Source organism: Sphingomonas sp. CFBP 13603 (assembly GCF_014892665.1).
In the GTDB taxonomy this organism is placed as follows: Bacteria; Pseudomonadota; Alphaproteobacteria; order Sphingomonadales; family Sphingomonadaceae; genus Sphingomonas.
Map to the genome: position 1 here is coordinate 14,827 of NZ_JADBIA010000002.1, position 23,715 is coordinate 38,541.

At 64.7% G+C, this 23,715-nt stretch carries 23 protein-coding genes; 12 read left to right on the forward strand and 11 right to left on the reverse strand.

Annotated elements, in window-relative coordinates; translation table 11 throughout:
• Window positions 1-45: 45 nt before the first annotated feature.
• Complete coding sequence (locus IFR23_RS02900) at window positions 46-990, reverse strand: FecR domain-containing protein (protein WP_192974662.1); 945 nt, start codon at window positions 988-990, stop codon at window positions 46-48.
• On the reverse strand, window positions 974-1,528 hold the full coding sequence (locus tag IFR23_RS02905) for an RNA polymerase sigma factor (RefSeq protein WP_342344859.1): 555 nt from the start codon (window positions 1,526-1,528) through the stop codon (window positions 974-976). The genes IFR23_RS02900 and IFR23_RS02905 overlap by 17 nt, the downstream gene beginning before the upstream one ends.
• Window positions 1,529-2,085: 557 nt before the next feature.
• Between IFR23_RS02905 and IFR23_RS02910 the strand changes: the two genes are divergently transcribed.
• From IFR23_RS02910 to IFR23_RS02925, 4 genes are all read left to right on the forward strand, one after another.
• Window positions 2,086-3,300, forward strand: a complete 1,215-nt coding sequence (locus IFR23_RS02910; protein ID WP_192974663.1) for an MFS transporter — start codon at window positions 2,086-2,088, stop codon at window positions 3,298-3,300.
• A 225-nt stretch (window positions 3,301-3,525) separates the two neighbouring features.
• Window positions 3,526-3,771: a hypothetical protein gene (locus IFR23_RS02915; RefSeq protein WP_192974664.1), complete on the forward strand. Its 246-nt coding sequence runs from the start codon at window positions 3,526-3,528 to the stop codon at window positions 3,769-3,771.
• 118 nt (window positions 3,772-3,889) lie between these two features.
• A complete protein-coding gene (locus IFR23_RS02920) occupies window positions 3,890-4,066 on the forward strand; it encodes a hypothetical protein (protein WP_181321175.1) in 177 nt (58 codons plus the stop codon).
• 68 nt (window positions 4,067-4,134) lie between these two features.
• On the forward strand, window positions 4,135-4,356 hold the full coding sequence (locus tag IFR23_RS02925; RefSeq protein ID WP_192974665.1) for a hypothetical protein: 222 nt from the start codon (window positions 4,135-4,137) through the stop codon (window positions 4,354-4,356).
• Window positions 4,357-4,525: 169 nt separating this feature from the next.
• Here the strand turns inward: IFR23_RS02925 and IFR23_RS02930 are convergent, their stop codons facing one another.
• The 3 genes from IFR23_RS02930 to IFR23_RS02940 all read right to left on the reverse strand — a co-directional run bounded on the left by IFR23_RS02930 (window position 4,526) and on the right by IFR23_RS02940 (window position 8,183).
• Window positions 4,526-4,777 carry a hypothetical protein gene (locus IFR23_RS02930; RefSeq protein WP_192974666.1) on the reverse strand — a complete coding sequence of 84 codons (252 nt, stop codon included), beginning with the start codon at window positions 4,775-4,777 and terminating at the stop codon, window positions 4,526-4,528.
• Window positions 4,778-5,656: 879 nt separating this feature from the next.
• Window positions 5,657-6,010, reverse strand: a complete 354-nt coding sequence (locus tag IFR23_RS02935) for a TonB-dependent receptor plug domain-containing protein (RefSeq protein ID WP_192974667.1) — start codon at window positions 6,008-6,010, stop codon at window positions 5,657-5,659.
• 121 nt (window positions 6,011-6,131) lie between these two features.
• The gene (locus tag IFR23_RS02940; protein ID WP_192974668.1) at window positions 6,132-8,183 is read right to left on the reverse strand and encodes a M13 family metallopeptidase; all 2,052 of its coding nucleotides are present in this window, start codon (window positions 8,181-8,183) and stop codon (window positions 6,132-6,134) included.
• Between the two features lie 391 nt (window positions 8,184-8,574).
• Here IFR23_RS02940 and IFR23_RS02945 point away from each other — a divergent pair, with 391 nt between their 5' ends.
• Window positions 8,575-11,097 carry a TonB-dependent receptor domain-containing protein gene (locus IFR23_RS02945; protein WP_244655432.1) on the forward strand — a complete coding sequence of 841 codons (2,523 nt, stop codon included), beginning with the start codon at window positions 8,575-8,577 and terminating at the stop codon, window positions 11,095-11,097.
• 71 nt (window positions 11,098-11,168) lie between these two features.
• Window positions 11,169-11,582, forward strand: a complete 414-nt coding sequence (locus IFR23_RS02950) for an HIRAN domain-containing protein (protein WP_192974669.1) — start codon at window positions 11,169-11,171, stop codon at window positions 11,580-11,582.
• Between the two features lie 6 nt (window positions 11,583-11,588).
• On the opposite strand, the gene IFR23_RS02955 is transcribed toward IFR23_RS02950, so the two are convergent.
• Complete coding sequence (locus IFR23_RS02955; protein WP_192974670.1) at window positions 11,589-12,347, reverse strand: competence/damage-inducible protein A; 759 nt, start codon at window positions 12,345-12,347, stop codon at window positions 11,589-11,591.
• 51 nt (window positions 12,348-12,398) lie between these two features.
• Here IFR23_RS02955 and map point away from each other — a divergent pair, with 51 nt between their 5' ends.
• From map to bfr, 6 genes are all read left to right on the forward strand, one after another.
• A complete protein-coding gene (gene map, locus IFR23_RS02960) occupies window positions 12,399-13,226 on the forward strand; it encodes a type I methionyl aminopeptidase (RefSeq protein ID WP_192974671.1) in 828 nt (275 codons plus the stop codon).
• Window positions 13,227-13,461: 235 nt separating this feature from the next.
• Window positions 13,462-13,737 carry a BrnA antitoxin family protein gene (locus IFR23_RS02965; protein ID WP_192974672.1) on the forward strand — a complete coding sequence of 92 codons (276 nt, stop codon included), beginning with the start codon at window positions 13,462-13,464 and terminating at the stop codon, window positions 13,735-13,737.
• A gap of 82 nt (window positions 13,738-13,819) precedes the next feature.
• Complete coding sequence (gene purL / locus IFR23_RS02970) at window positions 13,820-16,048, forward strand: phosphoribosylformylglycinamidine synthase subunit PurL (protein ID WP_192974673.1); 2,229 nt, start codon at window positions 13,820-13,822, stop codon at window positions 16,046-16,048.
• A 998-nt stretch (window positions 16,049-17,046) separates the two neighbouring features.
• Window positions 17,047-18,303 (forward strand): DUF418 domain-containing protein, encoded by a 1,257-nt coding sequence (locus tag IFR23_RS02975; protein WP_192974674.1) that lies wholly within the window; start codon window positions 17,047-17,049, stop codon window positions 18,301-18,303.
• Window positions 18,304-18,378: 75 nt separating this feature from the next.
• Window positions 18,379-18,549 carry a (2Fe-2S)-binding protein gene (locus IFR23_RS20120; RefSeq protein WP_082441433.1) on the forward strand — a complete coding sequence of 57 codons (171 nt, stop codon included), beginning with the start codon at window positions 18,379-18,381 and terminating at the stop codon, window positions 18,547-18,549.
• A 103-nt stretch (window positions 18,550-18,652) separates the two neighbouring features.
• A complete protein-coding gene (gene bfr, locus IFR23_RS02980; RefSeq protein WP_093399561.1) occupies window positions 18,653-19,168 on the forward strand; it encodes a bacterioferritin in 516 nt (171 codons plus the stop codon).
• Window positions 19,169-19,253: 85 nt separating this feature from the next.
• On the opposite strand, the gene IFR23_RS02985 is transcribed toward bfr, so the two are convergent.
• The 5 genes from IFR23_RS02985 to IFR23_RS03005 all read right to left on the reverse strand — a co-directional run bounded on the left by IFR23_RS02985 (window position 19,254) and on the right by IFR23_RS03005 (window position 23,648).
• Window positions 19,254-19,694: an Hpt domain-containing protein gene (locus tag IFR23_RS02985; protein WP_107962948.1), complete on the reverse strand. Its 441-nt coding sequence runs from the start codon at window positions 19,692-19,694 to the stop codon at window positions 19,254-19,256.
• An 82-nt stretch (window positions 19,695-19,776) separates the two neighbouring features.
• Window positions 19,777-20,040, reverse strand: coding sequence for a sulfurtransferase TusA family protein (locus tag IFR23_RS02990; RefSeq protein WP_244655433.1), 264 nt, complete (start codon window positions 20,038-20,040; stop codon window positions 19,777-19,779).
• On the reverse strand, window positions 20,003-21,394 hold the full coding sequence (gene der / locus IFR23_RS02995; protein ID WP_107962946.1) for a ribosome biogenesis GTPase Der: 1,392 nt from the start codon (window positions 21,392-21,394) through the stop codon (window positions 20,003-20,005). Before der ends, IFR23_RS02990 begins: the two co-directional genes overlap by 38 nt.
• 194 nt (window positions 21,395-21,588) lie before the next feature.
• Complete coding sequence (locus IFR23_RS03000) at window positions 21,589-22,911, reverse strand: outer membrane protein assembly factor BamB family protein (RefSeq protein ID WP_192974675.1); 1,323 nt, start codon at window positions 22,909-22,911, stop codon at window positions 21,589-21,591.
• Window positions 22,908-23,648 carry a tetratricopeptide repeat protein gene (locus IFR23_RS03005; protein ID WP_192974676.1) on the reverse strand — a complete coding sequence of 247 codons (741 nt, stop codon included), beginning with the start codon at window positions 23,646-23,648 and terminating at the stop codon, window positions 22,908-22,910. Before IFR23_RS03005 ends, IFR23_RS03000 begins: the two co-directional genes overlap by 4 nt.
• Window positions 23,649-23,715 lie beyond the last annotated feature (67 nt).

Consider the following 23,715-nt stretch of genomic DNA (forward strand, 5'->3'; position numbering starts at 1 on the left):
TTTCCGGCGCTCTCCACCATAAGAGCCTGACACCGGCGGTTTCCGTCAGTGCGTCGGCAGTTTGGTCCGCTCGATCCGTATTTCGTCGGGCGAAACGGTCACCGCGACGCCCAGCGAGGCGGCCAGCGTCGCCGCGAAATCCTCCGGCTTGTCGATCTGGAAAAGCCCGATCAGCCGTTCGCGGGCAAGTGTCGGATCGACGACCACCAGTTGCTGGCGATTATACCGGTTGAACTGCTCGACCGCATGACCCAGCGTATCGTTCTCGAGCGATATTTCGCCGTTCCGCCACGCCAGCGCGCGCGTGATCTGCACCGGCGCGGTCCCCACTTCGGGCGATACGCCGCCGGCATGGAAACTGGCATATTGCCCCGCCTGCAGGATCGTCAGCGCGCCGCTCTCCCCGCTTGGCCAGACGGCGACGACGCCCTCCGTTACCGTCACCTGCACGCCGCTTTCGCTGCGATCGACCGAAAAGGCGGTGCCGACCGCCCGCACCTGCGCGATGCCGGCGTCGACGATAAAGGGACGCTTGCGATCCTTGGCGACCTGGAACCAGGCCTGTCCGCGATCGAGCACCACCCGGCGGCTGTCGCTCACGAATGCGACGCGCAGATCGCTGTCGGTGTTGATCGTCGCCACCGACCCATCGACCAGTGGCAGACGTCGGATCTCACCGCGTCCGGTCGCGACGTGCTCGCTCGTGACGCTCGACCAGCCGATCAGTCCGACCGCGGCCGCCGCGATCGCGCCGCCCATGCCGATCAACATCCGACGCCGAGCCGGCCGCGCTTCGAACGCATCGGCGATATCGTCCGGCGCAGGCGCCAGCGCAGTATCGAGCGCGCTCAGCGCGGCCATTGCCCGCAACAGCATCCCCGCATGACGGGGGTCGCTGGCCAGCCACGCCTCGAGCTCGTGCTGCCGGCCGGGGTCCAGCGGATGGCGCAGCGCCCATGCCGCTGCGGTCTGTTCAGCGCGATCGGACACGCGTCTCTCCGTTGGGCAGGAGGAAATCATTCTCCGCGGGCGGGTCTGTCAGCGTCTTCAGGATCGCGCGCAGGCTCCGGCTGGCCTCGTTCTCGACGATGGTCTCCGAGATGCCGAGCGTGTGGGCGATATGCTTCTGGCTGAGGCCGTCGACCCGGCGCATCACGAATATACGTTGCGCGCGCTCCGACAGCTTCGCCAGCGCGGCCCGAACGCGCGCGAGTTCGTGCCGGGCCGCCACCGCGCGCTCGGGCGACGGCAGATCGCTTTCGAGCGTTTCCGCCAGTGCATCCGACATCGATTCGATCCGGACGACGCGCGTCCGTTTACGTTGCGTGTTGAGCAGGTTGCGCGCCATCACGAAGACATAGGCGCGAGGCGAGGTGATGTGCGATACATCGGAAAGCTGCGCGAGCCGGCAGTAACATTCCTGCACGATGTCCTCCAAGTCCTCCGAAACGACCAGTCGACGGCGCAGCCAAACGCGAAGGTCGCGTTCATGCGGCAGGATCTCGCGTCCCACCCATTCGGCCAGCACCTCGCGTTTCGTCGCCCGTCTCCTCTCCCTATACCATGAGCTTCGACGACGCCGTTTCCGTCAAACTCCATGATCTCACGCCGGACCATGGTCCTCGAATACGGGGTAAGTCGAATCTGATTGTTGCACACCGCGCCCCGAAACCAGCGGATGCTCTGTCTCGATTGATCACTACCGGTCATGCCAACTCATGATCAATTGCCGGCTGATGCGTGAAAACAGCGGCACGCGACGGGGCGCGACTATCATGAAGACGCGATCCGCACTCTGCATCAATACGGTGTGAAGAAGGTCGAACGACCAGGCAATCGTGTCGATCCTTACACGACAAGCTGACGTCAAAACCGCATCCGGACGGTTCGACGACCGCGAACAATGCCGGTTGAATGATGAGCACGACTCATCATCGCATCAACTTCACGGTAAATTGTCCGGCTCGTCGAACTCCCCTATTTGCGACGTATCGGCCTCGACACGGGGCCGTCAGTACCCGGCGAAAACGCGGGCCGCCGATGATTATCCTTCGGCTACATTCCAGATCGAACAAGGACTGCCGCATGGCCACCCTCGTTGCTGCCCCGGCGACCACATCTGTCACCTCATCCGATGGCGCCCGCCCTGCGCATTGGGGTGCCGTCTACGCGATGGCGCTGTGCAGTTTCGTGCTGGTCGCCTCCGAATTCCTGCCCGTCAGCCTGCTCAGTCCGATCGCGGAGACGCTGCGCCTGACCGCGGGCCAGGCCGGACAGGCGATCGCCATTTCGGGCGTGTTCGCGGTGGTCACTAGTCTCGGCCTCTCCGTGGTGCTCGGGCGCATCGACCGGCGCCGCGTCGTGCTGGCGCTGATCGCGGTGCTGATCGTGTCGGGGGCGATGGTCGCGTTTGCCCCGAGCTACCTCGTGTTCATGACGGGGCGCGCGTTACTCGGCACCGCGATCGGCGGGTTCTGGTCGATGTCTGCGGCGATCGCGATCCGGCTTGTCCCCGCGGAGGCGGTGGGCAAGGCACTGGCGATCATGAGCGGTGGCACCGCGCTCGCGACTGCACTCGCCGCCCCGCTCGGCAGTTTCCTCGGCACCATGATCGGCTGGCGTGGCGCATTCTTCTGCGTGGTACCGGTCGCGGTCGCCGCACTCGTCTGGCAGGCGATCGTGCTGCCGAAGCTACCCGTCGCCGAGCGTCAATCGGCGCGCGCGATGCTCGGTTTGCTGCGGAACCGCGCGGTCCTGCTCGGGCTGTTCGCCGTCGCCATGCTGTTCGTCGGGCAGTTCGCCCTGTTCACTTATCTCCGGCCGTTCCTCGAACAGGTCACGCACGTCGGCGTCACGATGCTGTCGGTCATGCTGCTGATCGTCGGCGCATCCGGCTTCGTCGGCACGGTCGTGATCGGTCGGTTCGTCGTCAAGCGCCTCTTCCTCACACTTTGGCTGCTGCCCGCGGCGATGGCATTGGCCGCGGTTGGACTCGCGCTGGCGGGGGCATCGACAGTCGCGACCGCAGCGCTGCTCGCGGTGTGGGGCTTTGCCGGAACCGCGGCGCCGGTCGGCTGGTGGACGTGGCTCGCCCGAACCCTGCCCGACAATGCCGAAGCGGGCGGTGGCCTGATGGTAGCGGTGGTCCAGTTGGCGATTACGCTCGGCGCCACGGTCGGCGGCGCGGTGTACGACACCAACGGCGCAGCGCCCGAGTTTCTCAGTAGCGCCGCATTGCTGGCCATAGCCGCGATCGCAGCCCTCGCCGTCGCACGGCATGATCGCCCTGCGCAGGCTTGAAGGGACAAAGTTGGCAGTAGAGAACGAACGATCCACCGCACCCGCACCGATCGCTCTTCTCCCACCGCCGAGTGCGGGAACGCGCATGCTTTCCGGAACGAAGCGACCGAACGCAATTCATCGCGCGCTCCAGTGCAGCGAGCGCATCCGCGCCCGGCATAGTCTGGACGCTTCATCGCGGACACGCCAGCACGGTCGCCTACCGGGGGGCCGGAGACAGTGATTGTGTTGAAAACCATGTGGAACATGCCCGCCGCGTTGTTGCGGACGAGCACCTCGGACGACGGAACAGCGTGCGGCGACGAGCAACTCGCGTCGGGATCGCTCGAACAGATGATCGGAGCCTTCGACGCGCAAGAGGGCACCGATGTCGACGCGATCGTCATCAAATGCGCAGGCCGCGATCGACCGATTACGGCACAGGAAATTCGAGACCTGCGGCGGGACCGCGTCACGACGAAGGCGGCTTGAGCCGCGCCGTCAGATCGAGCCACGCTCGCATGAACGCGGGGGCACGTCCGTCTGGCGCAATCGCTGTTGAACACAATGCAGTTGCACCCCGCCGGGTGGACGACCACGTGGAGGATTGATGCTGCGACGCAGCAATGTTTCTCCCGAGGTTTCCATGTTTTCCCTGATCGCCCTCTACTTCGACTATCGCCGTCTGCAGGCCGCCCGCGCTCTGACGCTCGCTACCGGTGCTGCGCAACCGATCCAGCCGGCGAACGATCGTGGATCGAACCGAACCGTGGCAAGCGCCGCGTAACGCGACGTTGCCACTGGTGCGCTCGCCCCGCTGAGCTATGCAGGGTGGAAAGCGACATCGAGGTACACATGGCAGCAACGATCATCACCCCGACCGGCCCCCGCGCAATGGAAGCCGGCCTGGTTCTCGACGAGGACGGCGGCCGCTTCGTCGTGCTGACGTTCAAGGAACCCGCGGGCGAACCGACGCTGGTCACCTTCACGGTCCCGATCTTCCGCAACTATGTCGAGCACCTCGTGCGCACGGCAAAGGCGGCGGATGACGAAGCCAATTGGGGCATACCCGGCTGACAATGCAGACCGGCGGGGTATGCGCGCATTCCAACAGTCGAAACCGCGACTATCGGCCCGGCACAACTATCGGCGGGGCGCAATTATCGGCAACGCGATATGATGCGACGAGCGTCGAGCGGCAGGCCGCGCTCAAACAGTCGAGAACGACGACGCCGGCGACGCGAGATCAATTGCTGTCGGCGTCGTCGTCTTGATTGAAAAGCAGCACCGCAACACCGGCGACCCCCGCCAGGATACCGCCGGCAATATAGCCCCCTCCCGGCACCCCGCGTACCGGGCGAGCGGCGGTGTCCGAGGCGACCGTGTCCGGTGCGGTCGCAACGCGAGGTGGAACGGCGACCAGCCCGGGATCCGCCATCGCGGCGCCCGAAACGCTAGCAAAGGCGAACGCCACTGTGATCCCGATGGTTCTCTGCATTTCGCTCCCCTTTCGGTATGGTCGAAATGTTGCACAGCATACCCATAGAGTCCAGCGCACCGCGCAATAGATTATGGGACCCCGAACACCCTCCCGATTATATCGAGCATTTATACGAAGCTACGCCGACCTTGATGATAACCCTCAGTGCTGCAGTACACCGACGAGCTTCTCCATTAAGACAGAGAATACCCCACTTCGAAGCCGATGATCTTTTTCCGCTGCAGCGGATAGCTGAAAGTCTTTCAGGATTGCGAACAGGTCTCGACGCTCCTCCCGTCTGAACGCTTACGGGCGACCTTGCCCGGAATTGGCGCGGCGCCGTAGACCGCATATCCGACGGAAACGCAGGCGCCTTATCCTGACGCTGCGATGCTGACCGACAAGCGACCCGACAATCTCCTGCACGGTCGTGGTGTATTCGGAGATGTGCGGTCCGAGTTCGACGAACAACGGTAGATACGGATTGTTGCCCAGAATTGTCAGCACCCAACCAAAGATACCAGACGGTGCGATGATCGTTCTCACCGTGTTCTTTGAGAAGAACCATGCGTATAGACTTCAAGGTAGTTGAAAACATCGCAATTCGCCTATGCGATGACGTTGTATCGCTTGAACGAAGTTCGGCGACACCCCCAGGATTGACCTGAAGATCGCCGGTCGAGACCGAGATCGTCGTCGGCACCGTGGTGAACGAAGACTTCGAGGCAAGGCCGGTACCCGAATCGATTCCAACACCAAGACGTCGCGTGCACCCTGATACAGGGGATCAGCTTCCTGGTAGCCGACGCTCAGTACCGCGTTACCGCGACCGTAGTCGAAGTTGGCACCGATCGTGAGATCCGCAGGGAGGTAGTTCGAATGATCCTGCTCGCTTAGCTAATTGCTGGCCGAAGCCTCCATGCCCACGAAGTTCTTTCTGGCGGTGAAGTTAGCGATACCCGATACGGCATCGGCATTATAGGTGGTCGATGCACCGCCGGTCAGGATGTCGACGCGCTGGAGCAGCGCGACCGCGATGCTGTTCAGATCGACGGTGCCGCTGGCGGCCGCCGGGACGAGGTGATCGCCGTCGAGAAGGACGAGGTCATGCTGCGGACCGAGGTTGCGCAGGTTGATCGAGGCGAAGCCGCCATTGCCGTTGCTGGTGACCGACCCGATGCCCGCGACAGCAGGGGGGCACATCGAGATTTCGCGAATACGGACGCGGTGCAGATCGGGCCGCTCCGCCACCGAATGTCGAAACAGCCCGGACGCTACATGACTCCCCGTCCGTTCGTCCGGAACCGCTTCAAAAAAGCAGCTCCGGACGAACCATCGGGTTTCGATCAGGCGGCGCCAACCACGCCGCGCGTCACCAGATATGCACGCGCTGCGCTGGCGGCAGATACAGCGCCGCGCCGGGCTTCACGTTGAACGCGGTGTACCAGGCGTCGACGTTCCGGACGATGCCGTTGACGCGGTAGAATGGCGGCGAGTGCGGGTCGGTCAGCAACCGTGCCCGCGCCGCGCCCTCGCGCAGCTTCGCTTGCCACGCCTGTGCATAGGACAGGAAGAACCGCTGGTCGCCGGTCAGCCCGTCGATCACCGGTGCCTTGCCGTGCACCGCCTGGTATTTCTGGTACGCGGCATAGGCCGTCTCCACGCCGCCGAGATCGCCGATATTCTCGCCGAGCGTCAGCGCACCCTTCACGTGCACGCCGGGGATCGGCTCATACGCGTCGTACTGCTTCGAAAGCGCCGCCGTACGCTGCGTGAACGCGGCCCGAGCCTCCGGCGTCCACCAATTCTCGAACTTGCCGGACGCGCTGAACTGGCTGCCCTGATCGTCGAAGCCGTGGCCCATCTCGTGACCGATGATCGCGCCGATCGCGCCGTAGTTCACCGCGGCATCGGCCATCGGATCGAAATACGGCGGTTGCAGGATCGCCGCCGGGAAGGTGATCTGGTTGTTGAGCGGATCATAATAGGCGTTCACCGTCTGCGGCGTCATGCCCCAGAGCGTACGGTCGACCGGCTTGCCGAGCCGCGACAGTTCGAGCTGATGCTGGAACTCGCCCGACCGGATCGCATTGCCGAGCGGATCGCCGCGCACGACCTTCAACGATGCATAGTCGATATACTTGACCGGATGACCGATCCGCGGATCGAATGCGGCGAGTTTCGCCAGCGCCTGCGTCTTGGTCGCCGGATCCATCCAGCCGTTCGCGCCGATCCGCTCCTTGTACGCGGCGCGCAGATTGGCGATCAGTTCACCCATCTTCGCTTCGCTCTCGGGCGGGTAATGGCGCTTCACATAGACCTCGCCGACGGCCTCGCCCATCGTGCCGTTGACCATCGCGATGCCGCGCTTCCACCGAGCGCGCTGCTGCGGCTGGTCGGCGAGCGTCTTGCCGAAGAACTCGAAGCTCGCCTGGTCGAATGCCTTGGGCAGCACGTTCGCGCTGGACGATGCGAGGCGGAACTTCATCCAGTCCTGCCACGTCGATACGGGCGTGCCGGCGAACAGCTTGCCGAGTTCGGTCAGCGCGGTCGAATTGGTCATGTAGACGATCGGGAAATCGCCATAGCCCGCGGTCGACATCAGCAGCGGCCAATCGAAGTCCGGCGCGAGCGCCTTGCGACCGGCGGCGTCCATCGGTTTGAGCATAGCCTTCAGATCGCGCGACTGGACCGGCGACCATTGAACCTTAGCCATCGCGGTTTCGAGCGCGACGATCCGGTCCGCCTTCGCGGATGCATCCGCGATGCCCGACAGAGTCAGGATCTTCTCGACATACGCGCGGTACGCGGTGCGGAAAGTGTCGTACTTCGGACCCTGTTCCAGATAATAGTCGCGCCCGCCCATGCCGAGCGAGCCCTGCCCCGCGGCAACCGCATACCGCTTCGGATCTGCGGGATCGGGCAACTGGCCGACCTCGACCGGCGCGGCATAGCCGACCGTCGAGAACAGCACCTGAAGCTTCTGCTTGTCGGTCGCCGCGTCGATCTTTGCAAAATAAGGCTTCAGCGGTGCGGCACCGGCGCGCTCGATCGCCGCCTCGTCCATGAAGCTCGCATAGAGATCGCCGAACTGCTTGGCGCCGGGGCCAACCGCCGCCGGATCACGCGCCGCATCGTCGAGGATCGTGCGGACCTGCTGCTCGGCCTGGTCGGCCAGGATGACGCTGCCGCCGGCCGATGTGCGATCCGCGGCGATCTCGGTCCGCTTGTTCCAGCTTCCGTTGGCATACGTCCAGAAATCGTCGCCCGGCTTCACCGACATGTCGGCGGCGGTGAGATCGATCCCGAAACTGCCGTAGCGCGTGCCGGCCGGCGCGGGCGGGGCAGCCTGTGCGAACGCCGGCACCGATAGCGTCAGCGTGGCAACGCTCAGCAACAACCGCGAGATGGATGTGATCGCCATTAAAACTCCTTGAGGGCCGAAAGAGAGAAAGCGGGTTTGCCAAAAACAGGGCAGATCGATGCACGGTTCGCGCGTCGATGAGACGAGCAAGCGTTGCGATCGGCCAGTTGGAACAGGTCGGATACGAAATATCCAGAGCAAACTGCAAAGGCTCCCGAACGAGCGAAGACAGCCCTCTGGCCGGGAACGATACACCTCCCTTGTTTTCATGATCATATGTAAGCGTTTGTGCCTGTTGCCAGACTCGTACGAGCAAACCGACGTTGCCAAAAACCGCATCACGACGCCAAAATGCAACCGATTGCAGAAAATGTGTTGCAATCGGTTGCAGTAGAAATATGGAGGCCTTGCAGATCGCGTGGCACGCGACGATTCCAAAGGGAGAGGCATAATGCGGATCACGAATTTGCTCACGGGTACGGCGCTGATGCTGGTTGCTCAGGCAGGCGCGGCACAGACGGCCCCGGCCGTTCAGGCGTTGACCACGGACCAGGCGACCAGCCAGACTGCAGCGCAACCCAGCGACCAGTCGGCCACCACGGACAATAACGCCGACATCGTCGTGACCGGCGTCGCGCGCGGCACGAACCGGCTGGACACGTCGGTATCGGTCAGCTCGATCAGCGGCGACCTCACGACCAAGCTCGCACCGCGCAGCACCGCCGAAATCCTGCGCAACCTCCCCGGCATCCGGGTCGAGGCGTCGGGCGGCGAAGGCAATGCGAACATCTCGGTGCGCGGCCTGCCGGTCGCGTCGGGCGGTTCGAAGTTCCTCCAGCTTCAGGAAGACGGCCTGCCGATCCTCGAATTCGGCGATATCGTATTTGGCAACGCCGACATCTTCCTGCGGACCGACCTGTCGCTTTCGCGGATCGAATCGGTGCGCGGCGGTTCGGCATCGACCTTCTCGTCCAATTCGCCGGGCGGCATCATCAACTTCATCTCGAAGACCGGCGAGGAGGATGGCGGCGCCTTCCAGATCTCGAGCGGGATCGACTACCGCGAATTTCGCACCGATTTCGCCTATGGCGGCCATATCGATCCATCGACCCGCTATGAGCTCAGCGGGTTCTACCGGCTGGGCGACGGCCCGCGCAACGTCGGCTACGACGCGATGCGCGGCGGGCAGATCAAGGCGAACATCACCAAGGAATTCAACGGCGGCTATGTCCGTTTGTACGGCAAGTATCTCGACGACCGCGGTATCGCATACCTGCCCAACCCGGTCCGCGTGACCGGCACGAACAGCGATCCGACCTATACCAACCTGCCGAACTTCTCGATCAACGAGGATACGCTCCACAGCCGCTATATCCAGAACGTCCTGACGCTCGATGGCGACAACCAGCCTACCCGTCGCGACCTTTCCCAGGGCATGCACCCGGTCGTGAAGTCGGTCGGGTTAGAGGGTCAGGTTGAGATCGCCGACGGCTGGAACCTGACCGATCGGTTCCGGTATTCGGATATCTCGGGCGACTTCACGTCGCCCTTCCCTGCCAGCGTCGGCGATGCACAGACGACCGCCAATGGGCTGGCCGGCGCCGGTGCGCAGCTGTTCTACGGCAGCGGCCCGCTGGCGGGCCAGCGGATCACGACGCCGTCGACGCTGGGCGGCAACGGCCTGCTCGCCAGCGTCGTGCTGTTCGACGTCGACCTGAAAAGCCTGAACAACATCACCAACGATCTGCGTCTCAACGGCGATTTCGCACTCGGCGGCGGCAAGGTCAGCGTCACCGGCGGCTTCTATGCCTCGCGACAGGACGTGAAGACCGACTGGCTGTGGAACTCGTTCTTCCAGTCGGTGCAGGGCAATGGCGATTCGGTGCTCGTCGACGTCCGCACCGCCGCCGGCGTTCCGGTCACGCAGAACGGCTCGCCCGGCTATTCGGCGACGTTCTTCGGCAATTGCTGCCGCCGGTCGTACGACATGCAGTACGACACCTACGCCCCGTTCGCGCAGCTCGGCTACGAGATCGGCAAGTTCAACGTCGACGGCAGCGTCCGCTATGACTTCGGCCGCGCGCATGGCAGCATCTCGGGTGCGGAAGTGACGGGGGTCAGCGGGCTCGAAACGCTCGATCTCGACGGCAACGGCGTCATCAGCGCACCCGAACGCTCGGTCGCCTTCATCCCGGCGAACACGACCGCACGGATCAAGTACGACTATGGCTATCTGTCCTACTCGTTCGGCGCCAATTATCGCCTGTCGCAGACGATGGCGCTGTTCGCACGGTACAGCCGCGGTGGTCGCGCCAACGCCGATCGCCTGCTGTTCGGTCCGCTCGTCAACACCACCACTGGCGATCTGGTCGACGGCGCCAAGCCATACGATTTCGTCCGTCAGGCCGAAGGCGGCGTGAAGATCAACGTCGGTGCCGCCGCGTTCTACGCCACCGTCTTCCACGCCAAGACGCAGGAAACCAACTACCTCCTGTCGCAGCAGCAGTTCACCAGCCGCGACTACAAGGCGACCGGCGTCGAGCTGGAGGGCCGCGTGCGGCGCGGGATCTTCTCGCTGGCGGCGGGCGGCACCTATACCGATGCCAAGATCACGCGCGACGCGACCGATGCGACGATCGACGGCAACCGTCCCCAGCGGCAGGCGAAGTTCGTCTATCAGGCGACGCCGCAGATCGATCTGGGCCGCTTCACGATCGGTGCCAACGTGATCGGCACCACGTCGAGCTACACGCAGCCAGTCAACCAGCTGAAGATGCCCGGCTATACGCAGGTCAACGGCTTCCTGTCGGTGCGCCCGACCGACGGCGTGACGCTCAACGTGAACGCCAACAATCTGTTCAACGTGAAGGGCATCACCGAGGCGGAAGACGCCGCGATCCCCGCGAACGGCATCGTCCGCGCGCGTTCGATCAACGGTCGCACGATCTCGGCGTCCGCACGCTTCGACTTCTGAATCGACCACCGCCAGGCCGGCCCACGCGTTTCGAGACTTTCGATCCGCGTGGTGCCGGCCTAGTGTACGGCATGGACGAATTGACGCTCAGCGTGGTCGGCATCGACTTTCCGAACGCGGACAGGAGCAAGAGCAACCGACGCATGGAGCTGTTGCTCTGTCAGCCCGGCGAACCGGTCGACCTGCGGCGCGAACCCAAGAACCCACATGACGCCAACGCCGTAGCCGTCTTCAGCCTGCGCGGCGTGCAGATGGGGTACCTGTCGGCTGAACGCGCGCCGCTGATCGGGCGGCGCATGCAGCAGGAGGAGCATGTCGCGGTCTTCCAGGCGCTGACCGGCAGCATGGGCTATGTCCGTATCCGCTTCGGCGGCGGCGCGCCTACCCTGGCGGAACCGGGCGAGCCCACGCCGCACTCACGCTCCGCACCATACGATCCCGACGTCTTCTATCCCGATCCCGACGGACCCGAATGGGGCGCCTGAGCCGCGTCAGATACCCTGTGCGGTAACGACCCGACCGGTCGCTTCGAGATCGCGCGTCAGGTCGGCGAGGCACCGGTCGACCAACGCCTCGTCCGAACTCCGCACGACGAAATTCGCGCCGGTCCTACCGTCACGAAAGAACGGATAGCTCCCGATCGCGACGCCCTCATGCGTCTTCTCGGCATCGCGCAGGATATCCGCGACCTCGCTCTCCGCGACCCAGCACCCGATCGTCTTCGAGACCACCGGACGCCCACCCTCCAGCGTGCCGGTCAGCGCATCGAGCATGCCTGCGGTAATGTGCGGCACGCCCGCCATGATGAAGATGTTGCCGATCCGGATCCCGGGCGCGCCCGACACCTTGTTGTCGATCAGGTCCGCGCCGACCGGCACCCGCGCCATCCTCGCACGCGCTTCCGTAAGCCCGCCGCGCGTCGCGTAATAGGCCTCCAGCACCGCCATCGCGCGCGGATGATGCTCGACCGCGACGCCCAGCGCCTCCGCGATCGCGTCCACCGTGATGTCGTCGTGAGTCGGCCCGATCCCGCCGGTCGTGAACAGGTAATCGTTGCGTGCGCGCAGGATGTTGACCGCCTCGACGATCGCCTCGGTCTTGTCGGCGACCACGCGCACTTCGGAGAGGCGGATGCCCTGCACGTTGAGCCAGGCCGCGATCTGCGCGACGTTCTTGTCCTGCGTGCGGCCCGACAGGATCTCGTCGCCGATGATCGTCAGCGCGGCCGTCCAGATGCGTTCCTCTACCATGCTCCTCGCATAGCCTCGCAAAACCGCGCCCGCCACGCTATATCGCGCGGCATGACCGAATATGTAACCGTCACCTCGGACCAGCCCGACGCACGCACCGGCGCCATCAAGCTCCATGGCCCCGCCGCGTTCGCCGGCATGATGAAGGCAGGGCAGCTCGCCGCCGAAACGCTCGACATGATCGTCCCGCACATGGTGCCGGGCGTGACCACCGGCGAGATCGACCGGCTCATCTACGACTTCATCGTCGCCGGCGGCGGCGTGCCCGCGACGCTTGGCTATCGCGGTTACACGCACAGCGTCTGCATCTCGATCAACCATGTCGTCTGCCACGGCATCCCGAGCGAAAAGACGCTGAAATCGGGCGATATCGTCAACGTCGACGTCACGCCTTTGCTCGACGGCTGGCACGGCGACACGAGCCGCATGTACCTGATCGGCGACGTTCCGATCAAGGCGCGCCGCCTCGTCGAAGTCACCTACGAATGCCTGATGATCGGCATCGAGCACGCCAAGCCCGGCAACCGCATGGGCGACGTCGCCAACGCGATCCAGCGCCACGCGGAAAAGCACCGCTACGGCGTGGTCCGCGATTTCTGCGGCCACGGCGTCGGCCGGCTGTTCCACGACGCCCCCGAAGTCGTCCATGTCGGCAAGCCCGGCACCGGTCCCGAGCTTCGCCCCGGCATGATCTTCACGATCGAGCCAATGATCAACATCGGCCGCCCCGACGTGAAGCTGCTCGACGACGGATGGACGGCGGTCACGCGCGATCGCTCGCTGTCCGCGCAGTTCGAGCATTCGATCGGGATCACCGAGACGGGATGTGACATCTTCACGATAAGCCCCAAGGGCTACACGCAGCCGCCTTACGTTTGACGGTCGAGCATCGCAGCAGATCGCCGATCGGGGTTTTGAACGGAACCAGTACCAAGCCTTTCCGTCACCCCGGACTTGTTCCGGGGTCCACGGATCCGAAAGCTCAATTCCTTCGCTCGTGCGGAACGGTGGATGCCGGAACCAGTCCGGCATGACGGATGGAAAGTTCTCCCCACCCGGCTTAAACTGAACGTCGATCTGCCCTAACTCACTTCGTCGAAGGAGTTGCGCCGCCATGGCTGGTGATACCCCCGAGGTCGTATTCGACGATGACAATCCCGAATGGACCGAAGCCGATTTCGCGCGGGCACGGCCGATCGCAGACTTGCCGGAATTGGCAGCGGCCTTTCCGAACGGCAGCAAGTCGCGCGGCCGGCCAAAGGGCTCCGTAACCTCTGGCAAGTCCCTCGTCTCCCTACGCCTCGACAACGACGTGCTCGAAAGGTTTCGCGCGAGCGGACCCGGCTGGCAGTCGCGAATCAACGAAACGTTGCGCGCCGCCAAGCCATAAATCGGGGGAATTACGGTCCCAAACCACATTGTCGTGGTTCGAACAGGTGACGGACGCCCCCCACCCCGCTAAAGCCCGCCCCATGACCGAGATCACACCGCAGATCGTCGCCGACCACGGCCTGTCCCCCGAAGAATATGAGCGCGTCCTGCGCGCCATCGGCCGCAAGCCGAACATGGTCGAGCTCGGCATCTTCTCGGTCATGTGGTCCGAGCATTGCAGCTACAAATCCAGCAAAATCCATCTGATGAAGCTGCCCACCAAGGGGCCGCGCGTCATCTGCGGCCCGGGCGAGAACGCCGGCGTCGTCGATATCGGCGACAACCAGGCGGCGATCTTCAAGATGGAGAGCCACAACCACCCCTCCTACATCGAGCCGTACCAGGGTGCGGCGACCGGCGTCGGCGGCATTCTGCGCGACGTCTTCACGATGGGCGCGCGGCCGATCGCCAACCTCAACGCACTCCGCTTCGGCCGCCCCGATCATCCCAAGATGCGCCACCTGATCTCGGGCGTGGTCCACGGCATCGGCGGCTACGGCAATTGCGTCGGCGTCCCGACCGTCGGCGGCGAGGTGAACTTCCACAGCGCGTATGACGGCAACATCTTGGTCAACGCGATGACCGTCGGGATCGCCGACCAGGACAAGATCTTCTACTCTGCCGCCAGCGGCATCGGCAATCCGATCGTCTATGTCGGCAGCAAGACCGGCCGCGACGGCATCCACGGCGCGACGATGGCCTCGGCCGATTTCGGCGAGGATTCGGACGCCAAGCGCCCGACCGTCCAGGTCGGCGATCCCTTCACCGAGAAGCTGCTGATCGAGGCCTGCCTCGAACTCATGGCGACCGACGTGATCGTCGCGATCCAAGACATGGGCGCCGCGGGCCTCACCTCATCCGCGGTCGAGATGGCGTCGAAGGGCGGCGTCGGCATCGAGCTGACGATGGACGACGTGCCGCAGCGCGAGACCGGCATGACGCCGTACGAGATGATGCTCTCGGAATCGCAGGAGCGCATGCTGATGGTCCTGAAGCCCGGGCGCGAAGCCGAGGCCGAGGCGATCTTCAAGAAATGGGAGCTCGATTTCGCGGTGATCGGCCGAGTCACCGACACCGGCCGCATGGTGCTGACCTTCAAGGGCGAGACCGTCTGCGACATCCCGCTCGGGCCGCTCGCCGACGAAGCGCCGCTCTACGACCGCCCGCACGTCGCGACGCCCAAGCCCGCGCCGCTCGCCAACGCGCCGCACAGCAGCGACATCGCCGCCGACCTGCTCACGCTGATGGGCTCGCCGGACATCGCCTCGCGCCGCTGGATCTGGGAGCAGTACGACCACATGGTCGGCGCCGACACGGTGCAGCGCCCCGGTGGCGACGCCGCGGTCGTCCGCGTCCACGGCACGCAGAAGGCGCTGGCGATGACCACCGACTGCACGCCGCGTTACTGTTTCGCCGACCCCGTCGAGGGCGGCAAGCAGGCGGTCGCCGAAGCGTGGCGCAACCTGACCGCGGTCGGCGCGCTGCCGCTCGCCGTCACCAACTGCCTCAACTTCGCCAACCCGCAGCGCCCCGAGATCATGGGCCAGATCGTCGGCTGCCTCGAAGGCATGAGCGACGCCTGCATCGCGCTCGACTTCCCGATCGTGTCGGGCAACGTCTCGCTCTACAATGAATCGAAGGCGACCGGCGGTGGCTCGGCGATCCTGCCGACGCCGGCGATCGGCGCGATCGGCCTGCTGGCGGACTGGCAGAAGAATGCGACGATCGCGTTCAAGGGCTCGGGCGACATCATCCTCGCAGTCGGCACGCGCGGCGGCCATCTCGGCCAGTCGCTCTGGCTACGCGAATGCCACGGCCGCGAACAGCTCGACGCCGGCCCGCCGCCGCCGGTCGATCTCGCCGCCGAGCGCCGTGTCGGCGACCTGATCCGCGAAGCGATCGCGTTGGGTCAGCTGACCGCGGTGCACGACGTTTCCGACGGCGGCGTCGCGGTGACGCTCGCCGAGATGGCGCTCGCCGGCGGGATCGGTGCGATGATCGACCGGAAGCAGCCATTCGACTGCGCTCGCTCGTTCTTCGCGGAGGACCAGGGGGTCTATATCGTGACGGTCGACGACCATGCGCTGCTCGACTTCCTCGGTGCGGCGCATGCGGCGGACGTCGAAGCCGAGCCGCTCGGTCGCACCGGCGGCAAGCGCCTGATCTTCGAACGCCCCGACCGCGACGACGTTATCGCGTTGGATACGCTGCGGACGGCGCACGAGGGATTCTTCCCGAAGCTGATGGGGGTGGATGCGGCGCTGGCATGATGGGTTGGACGGCGGTGGGCAGCAGTTGCTAAATTGCTCCCGTCCCGCCCCGCCCCGCCCCGCCCCGCCCCGACGCAAAGCAAGTAGAGCAAAGTAAAGCAACCACCCCGGCGGAGGCCGGGGCCCATTTGGGATGGCCGCAGTAACGAGGCACTGTCTCCAGCCACTACCGTCCCCCAATTGGGCCCCGGCCTCCGCCGGGGTGGTTGTACTTCGGGGTAAGGCACCAACCTCAAACACAGAATATTTCCCCGCGAAGGCGAGGACCCAGTCTGGGCTCCCGCCTTTGCGGGAGAACAAGGAGCGGAGAGTTGTGGTCCGATCGAGCTCACGTCAGGTTTGGCCCCCCCCTCTCCGTCATCCCAGCGAAAGCTGGGATCTCCCTCGTCAGACCACAGCGCTAGCCAACGGGGATACCCCAGCGTTCGCTGGGGTGACGGGGGCGGATCGGCTTCGGGTGCGACAGCCGAGAAGGACAACAGGCGAGGTACGGCGGGGTATCGCGCAGGGACGACAGGTCAAGCAGATGACCTACCGGGTGGCCCACACACCAAGCCGCAAGGCATCTGACGCCGAGATGCCCCTCAAAGCGGCCTGTCCTACACCACCCCGATATGCCAGCGTCGAACCATGACCGAAGCATTCCAAACCTACAGCGCTATCAAGACGCGTCGACCCGGTCCAAGCGTCGATCGAGAACCACCCGTGTCGGGCCGGCCCAGCCGAGTCCGCCAATCTTGCAACGCTGCCGAGCGCGATCATGCCGTCTTCCAGCGTGTACGACGGCCTCACAGAAATGCTGCGCGAGCGTCTACACTTCCTATACTTCACTTTTCCCGCAGGCCCCCCGCCCCCTCCAAAATCACGACGTTCGACCTCATCGACGGCGTCGCGGTCATCAGCATGTTGGCCGTTGAAATCACCTCGTCTCAGGCGATGTCCCACTCCCACGAAATGCTGCGCGAGCGTCTGCACTTCCTATACTTCACTCTGCCCGCATGACCCCCGCCCCCACCAGAATCGCGACGCTCGACCTCATCCGAGGGGTCGCCGTCATGGGCATCCTCGCCTCAAACATCGCCGCGTTCGGCTTCCCCGAATTCGCCTACATGACCCCCGCCTCGATGGGCGCGCCGAGCACGCCCGACCTGATCGCCTGGACCACCACCTTCATCGTCATCGATGGCAAGATGCGCGGGTTGTTCTCGTTCCTGTTCGGCGCGTCGATGCTGCTGGTCATCGACCGGGCCGAGGCAAATGGCGAGGATCCCGCGACCGTCCACCTGCGCCGCATGGCGTGGCTGTTCGTGTTCGGCGTCGCGCATCTGTATCTGCTGTGGTGGGGCGACATCCTCGCGCACTACGCACTGGTCGGCGCGATCGCGTACATGTTCGCGCGGTTGCCGGTGCGCTGGCTGATCGGCGTCGGGCTCGCCTGCATCGCGCTCCAGACGGTCGAGCTGACGACCCTCGTCGCCTACACGTTCGACCTGCACGGCGCCGCGCACCGGCCGGGCGCAACGGCGCGAGTCATCATGAACTGGCAGCTGTTGGCGGATCAATTCGGCCAGCCCTCCCGCGCCTCCGTCACCCGCGAACTCGCCAGCGGTCGTGGCGGATGGCGCGATCTGGTCGCGTGGCGCTGGACGCACGCCGCTGGACCGATCACGTCCCTCACCGCCACCGGTCCAGAAACGCTAGGCTTCATGCTGTTCGGCATGGCGGGGCTGCGATCGGGGTTCCTGACGGGGGAATGGTCGCGGCGAGGCTACACCGTGATTGCGGTCGTCGGGACCGGACTCGGATGGATCGGCTACGCAGCCATCGCGGCGTTCGACATCGCCCACGGGTTCGACGCGCGCTATGTCGCGCTGTCGTGGCTCGCGCTCGCAACCCCGCTTCGGCCACTGACGATCATGGGGTACGCCGCGGCGATCATCCTGCTCGCACGGCCCGGCGGCTGGCTGACGACCCGAGTCGCGGCGGCAGGTCGAATGGCGTTCTCCAACTATCTCGGCACGACAATCCTCTGCACCATCCTGTTCTACGGGTACGGCTTCGGGCTGTACGGCACATTGTCCCGAGCCCAGCTCTATCTCGTGGTCGTACCAATCTGCCTGCTGATGCTCCTCTGGTCGAAGCCTTGGCTCGATCGATTCCGCTACGGGCCACTCGAATGGCTGTGGCGCAGCCTGTCGCGATTCGCGTGGCAGCCGATGCGCGGTTCGGCGTTCACGACGAACCGATCGGACTAGTTGCGAATAAGACGCAAAACAGCTTGCGAGTGGTTCGCATTATCCGTATCCCGTGCTTACAGCTAGGGAGTTCCCATGGTCGTCTGCGTTTGCAATGCCATACGAGAATCCGACGTTCGCAACTGCGCACGCGGCGGTTGCACTACACCGTGCCAGGCCTTCCGATCGATGGGTCGGAAACCCAAATGCGGCCAGTGCACATCGATAGCGCGAGCTATTATCGACGAGGAACGCGCCGCTGCATAAGCGTCGCAACAGCTAAGAAAGCCCGGAAAACCGCCATTTTTGGGGGTTGTGCTAATCTGTGTCAGGCCGCTACATGACCGTCAGAGGTGACGGAGATATGGCCATGCGCGGCGACCCACAAGTAATCGAATTCCTGAACGAGGCGCTCAAGAACGAGCTGACCGCGGTCAATCAATATTGGCTCCATTACCGGATGCTTGAGCATTGGGGCGTCTACAAGCTCGCCCAGTACGAGCGGATGGAATCGATCGACGAGATGAAGCACGCCGACTGGCTGTCGGAGCGCATCCTGTTCCTCGATGGCCTGCCGAACTTCCAGCTCCTCGGCCGCCTCCGCATCGGCGAGACCGTCGAGGAGGTCCTGAAGTCGGATCTGGCACTCGAAGTCGAGGCCACCGTCCAGCTCAAGGGCGCGATCGCGTACTGCGAAGAGGTCAAGGACTACATCAGCCGCGACCTGTTCGCCCGCATCCTCGCCAGCGAGGAAGAGCATGTCGACACGCTCGAGCGCCAGTTCGAAATGATCGCGCGGATGGGTATCCACAATTACATCCAGCTCAACTCGATCTCGGAGCATGATTCGCCCAAGGCCGGCGCGGCTCCGTATCTGAAGGGCTGATCTATCCCCCTGTCATCTCGCTGAAAGGCAGGGTGACAGGGGAACCAGCGTTGTTCGCTGCATTTCCGCCAGTCTGGCGACGAATTTATTCCTCGCCGAACCCGGTGGGGACGGCACGACGACCAAACCCGCCCCCCGCGACGGGCTTGCGCGCCACGATCGGATTGGCTTCACGCTCCAGCAGCGTCAGCGTCTCGACGAACAACGGCCGCAACCGTACGATATGCTCCAGCGCCTCGTCCGGGGTATCCTGCATCTCGACACAGTCGCGCGCGATGACCTCGATGGCTTCGGCCAGATCGGCGAGCGGCTCCGCCCCGAACTGCCGTGCTTCACCCTTCAGCGTATGCGCCGGGATCACCATCGCCGCCGCATTGAGCGCGCGCATCGCCGCCTCGATCGCAGCAACCGACTTCACGCCATCCTCGCGAAAATATCCCAGGATGCGGCCGAACCCTGCGCCCAGTTCGCTACGCGCCTGCAGGAACGCGGGCCAATTGATCAGGGTGCTTCCCTCGAACGACACAGTCGCCTTCTCCCGTTCGGCAACCGCGCCATGAAGGTCAGGGCTGCATTTATACAGCTAGAGTAAATACAATGTTGCGGTTCTACCGGCGGGTAATCCGGAAGGCAGGATAAATCGCATCCAAAACGATCTCTATTGTCGCATCGGCATCGGTCGCGACCACGGTCAATTCCGCCTGCGCCCGCGGATCGTCGGCAATTACCTCGACCGTCGTGGCGCCGTCGCGCAAGGCCCGCGCGAGCCGCACCGCGGGCCAGGGACAGCGCATGCCCCTGGCATCGATACGGACCACGCTTGGCATCACCGCCTTAGTTGCCGCCGCCGCCGCCCCTGCCGTTGTCGTCATACGGATTCTTTGGTGCGCGGAACATCAGGCGCACCGGGACCGCGCCGAAGCCCAGGTCCTTGCGCATCGAATTGACCAGATAGCGCTCGTAGCTCGCCGGTAACTGATCGACGCGCGTGCCGAAGATGACGAAGCTGGGCGGACGCGTCTTGACCTGCGTGACGTAGCGCATCTTGATCCGCTTGCCGCCGGGCGCTGGCGGCGGGGTCGCCTCGATCGCACGCTCGAACCAGCGGTTCAGTTCGCCGGTGCCGACGCGCTTCGACCAAGCGTCGCGCGTGTCGAAACACGCTTGGAGCAACTGGTCGATGCCCTTGCCGGTCGCGCCGGACACGGTCATCACGGTGACGCCCTTGACCTGACTGAGGCCGTCCTCGAGTGCCCGCTTGACGCCGTTGAACAGCGACGACGCACTCTCGGCGATGTCCCATTTGTTGAGCGCGATGACGAGCGCGCGGCCCTCCTGCAGCACCTTGTCGGCGATGCGGAGATCCTGCGCCTCCAATCCCAGCGTCGCGTCGAGCAACAGTACGACGACTTCGGCGAAGTCGACCGCATGGAGCGCGTCTTCGACCGACATCTTCTCGAGCTTGTCCTGCACCTTGGCACGCTTGCGCATCCCCGCAGTGTCGATCAGGCGCACTTTCCGCGCTTCGCCGCCGGTCGGATGCCAGTCGTAATCGACGCTGATCGAATCGCGGGTAATGCCGGCTTCGGGGCCGGTGATCATGCGGTCTTCGCCGAGGATGCGGTTGACGAGCGTCGACTTGCCTGCGTTCGGGCGGCCAACGATCGCGAGCTTCAGCGGGCCTTCATATTCATTGTCGGGCTGTTCCTCGGGCGGCTCTTCCTTGCCTTCGAGCAGCGGGAGCAGGCCTTCGAACAGGTCGCCCAGGCCTTCGCCGTGCTCGGCGGAGAGCTGAACCGGATCGCCGAAACCGAGCGCGAGCGATTCGAGGATGCCGTCTTCGCCGGCCCGGCCCTCGGCCTTATTGGCGACGAGGATGACGGGGACATCAGCGGTGCGGAGCCAGCGCGCGATCTCTTCGTCGAGCGGAACGATGCCGGCGCGCGCGTCGAACAGGAACAGCGCGACGTCGGCTTGTTCGACTGCGGCTTCGGTCTGCTGGCGCATGCGGCCGGGCAAGGTCTGCGCGTCGTGGTCTTCGTAGCCGGCGGTGTCGATGATGCGGAATTCGAGCCCGATCAGCGACGCATCGCCTTCACGGCGATCACGAGTGACGCCGGGCCGGTCGTCGACCAGCGCGAGCTTCTTGCCGACGAGGCGGTTGAAAAGAGTCGACTTGCCGACATTTGGGCGGCCGACGATCGCGACCACGGGGAGTTTGGACATGGCGTGCCCTTAGCGCGAGAACGCGCTGGCGTCACCTAGTCCCTCGCCCTCCGGGGAGAGGGAGGGAGGAGCCTTAGGCGACGGAAGGGCGAGGGGCAGTTGGCGCGAGCGATCCAGCCTCACTCCCCCTCACCCTTCCCACCGCAAGCGCGGCGGGCCCCTTACCTCTCCCCGACGGGGAGAGGGAGCTTCGATCACCGGTACGCGGTGACCTTGCCCTTCTGGTCGAGCGTGTAGAGCGTCGAGTTCGCCACGATCGGCGGCAGCGAGAACGGCGTCTTGGTCTCGATCGTCGAACTCACCGTACCGTCCGTCGGCGAGACGAAATTGATCTCGCCGCGCGAGTTCGTCAGGACGAGACGGTTACCGGCCAGGATCGGGCCGAACCAGGTGATCGCGTTGCTGCGCTTCTTATCGTTCTGGAAGCGCGGCAGCTGAGCGATCCAGCGGGCCTTGCCATTCGAACGCGACAAGCAGACGAGCTTGGCATCGTCGGTCACCACGAACAGCCACTCGCCCGCGATCCACGGCGTCGAGATGCCCGCGAAGTTCTGCTCCCAAAGACGCTGTCCGGTCGACAATTCGAGCGCGACCATGCGACCACCCTGCCCGACCGCATAAACGCGACCGCCGTCGATGACCGGAGCCGCATCGATATCCGACAGGCTCGACACCGACGTGGTGACCGAGGTGCGCGACAGTGCGTCCTGCCACAGGATGCGTCCGTTCTCGTAGCGATACGCGCTGAGTTCACCGCTTGAGAAGCCCGCGACCACGGTGCCCTGGCTCACGGCGGGGGCCGCGACCCCGAACACGCCCTGCGTTTCGAGCGTACCCGACTGGACCCACTGCACCTTGCCGTCGGCTTGGTTGAGCGAAAAGACCTGGTTGTCCTGCGTCAGGACATAGACCGCGCCGTTGGCGACGGTTGGCGAACCGCGGAGCGGTGCACCCGGCTTGGCGCGCCACAGGATCGCGCCGTCGGCGGCGTTCATCGCGACGACATCGCCGACGCCATCGGTGGCGTAGAGCTTACCGTCGTCATAGCTGACGCCGCCGCCAAACCGCGCAGCCTTGTTGAGCTTGCCCTCGGTGATACCCGCGGTCCACAACGGCGCGCCGGTGTCGGCGGTGAATGCGTGGATCGTCGCGGTGACGTCGGTCACGAACAGCTTGTTGTCGGCGACGACCGGCGCGGCGCCGAGCCGCTCGCGGTTCGACCCACCGTTGATCGAAGCCTGCCACGCGCGCTTGGGCTGTTCGCCTAGCGCAAGCTGGCCCATCGACTTGGCGGGGTTGCCGCCGGGCTGGGCCCAGGCGTCGTTGACCGCGGGGGCCGGCAGCAGGACCTGGACGTCGGCGATCGTCTTGTCCGTCTCGACCTCGTTTTCGGAAACGAGGATCGACACACGGTCACCGACGGTGGGCGTCTTCTTCACGCTGCCCTTGAATATCCCGCAACCGCTCAGCGCCATGAGCGCGGCGACGGCGACCGTCACCCGATATGTCTTCATCATTGCGCCTTGGTATCCTCGTTTGATGCAGCCGGGGTGATCACCCTGGCAGTAGCGCCCGTGCTGGCAACAGCGTCCACACCCAGTACGCCGGCCATCTGAACCGCGCGTTGACGGATCGTCTCGGGCACGCCGGTATCGCGCGCAATCTGGCCGAACAGCGTTCCCGCCTGCTGGCGCTGGTTCATCCGGAGATAGGAGATCGCGACCATCTCGCCCGCGCTGCCGAGCCACGGACCACCGGGTACTGCCAGCGGACGAAGCCGCTCGACAACGACTTGCGGCTTCAGCGTATCGAACTCGGCCGAGGTCTGGCGAACCAGCGCGAGATCGCGGAACGGCTTTGCCAGCGACGTATCCGCCGCAATGGCGCCGAGCTTGGCCGCGGCGCCCTTGAGGTCGTCCTTCTGGAGGAGGACGTCGGCCTGCGTGAACAGCGCGAGTGCGCGGTAGCCGTCGCGGTTCGACTTGGCGAGTTCGGCGAGAGGCTTCGCAGCGGCTGCGGCGTTATTCGCGCCGAGCGAGTCGTAGGCGGCCTGAAGCTGCTCGCCCTCGACACCAGCGGCCTCGCCATTGTGATGCTGCCAGTAGAGGAAACCGGCGAGTGCGGCGAGTGCCGCGACGATGGCGACCCCGACCCAGATGCCCCAGTTCGTCCAGAACCCGGCGAGCTGATCGCGTCGCAGTTCTTCGTCGACCTCACGCAGGAATGCTTGATCGGTTTTCGGCGGGAGGGCCAAGGAATGCTCCGGGAATAGTGAGGGGGTGGGCGGCGCGGACCTTAGCCGCGCCGGAACCGAAACGGAA

What these genes read in the sequence shown, in the direction of transcription:
- der (WP_107962946.1), bottom strand. Translation starts at nt 21,394, where the DNA reads ATGTCCAAACTCCCCGTGGTCGCGATCGTCGGCCGCCCAAATGTCGGC.
- IFR23_RS02965 (WP_192974672.1), top strand. Translation starts at nt 13,462, where the DNA reads ATGGCTGGTGATACCCCCGAGGTCGTATTCGACGATGACAATCCCGAA.
- IFR23_RS02950 (WP_192974669.1), top strand. Translation starts at nt 11,169, where the DNA reads ATGGACGAATTGACGCTCAGCGTGGTCGGCATCGACTTTCCGAACGCG.
- IFR23_RS02945 (WP_244655432.1), top strand. Translation starts at nt 8,575, where the DNA reads ATGCGGATCACGAATTTGCTCACGGGTACGGCGCTGATGCTGGTTGCT.
- IFR23_RS03000 (WP_192974675.1), bottom strand. Translation starts at nt 22,911, where the DNA reads ATGATGAAGACATATCGGGTGACGGTCGCCGTCGCCGCGCTCATGGCG.
- IFR23_RS02925 (WP_192974665.1), top strand. Translation starts at nt 4,135, where the DNA reads ATGGCAGCAACGATCATCACCCCGACCGGCCCCCGCGCAATGGAAGCC.
- IFR23_RS02990 (WP_244655433.1), bottom strand. Translation starts at nt 20,040, where the DNA reads ATGACGACAACGGCAGGGGCGGCGGCGGCGGCAACTAAGGCGGTGATG.
- IFR23_RS02930 (WP_192974666.1), bottom strand. Translation starts at nt 4,777, where the DNA reads ATGCAGAGAACCATCGGGATCACAGTGGCGTTCGCCTTTGCTAGCGTT.
- purL (WP_192974673.1), top strand. Translation starts at nt 13,820, where the DNA reads ATGACCGAGATCACACCGCAGATCGTCGCCGACCACGGCCTGTCCCCC.
- IFR23_RS20120 (WP_082441433.1), top strand. Translation starts at nt 18,379, where the DNA reads ATGGTCGTCTGCGTTTGCAATGCCATACGAGAATCCGACGTTCGCAAC.
- IFR23_RS02920 (WP_181321175.1), top strand. Translation starts at nt 3,890, where the DNA reads ATGCTGCGACGCAGCAATGTTTCTCCCGAGGTTTCCATGTTTTCCCTG.
- IFR23_RS02975 (WP_192974674.1), top strand. Translation starts at nt 17,047, where the DNA reads ATGACCCCCGCCCCCACCAGAATCGCGACGCTCGACCTCATCCGAGGG.
- map (WP_192974671.1), top strand. Translation starts at nt 12,399, where the DNA reads ATGACCGAATATGTAACCGTCACCTCGGACCAGCCCGACGCACGCACC.
- bfr (WP_093399561.1), top strand. Translation starts at nt 18,653, where the DNA reads ATGCGCGGCGACCCACAAGTAATCGAATTCCTGAACGAGGCGCTCAAG.
- IFR23_RS02940 (WP_192974668.1), bottom strand. Translation starts at nt 8,183, where the DNA reads ATGGCGATCACATCCATCTCGCGGTTGTTGCTGAGCGTTGCCACGCTG.
- IFR23_RS02955 (WP_192974670.1), bottom strand. Translation starts at nt 12,347, where the DNA reads ATGGTAGAGGAACGCATCTGGACGGCCGCGCTGACGATCATCGGCGAC.
- IFR23_RS02910 (WP_192974663.1), top strand. Translation starts at nt 2,086, where the DNA reads ATGGCCACCCTCGTTGCTGCCCCGGCGACCACATCTGTCACCTCATCC.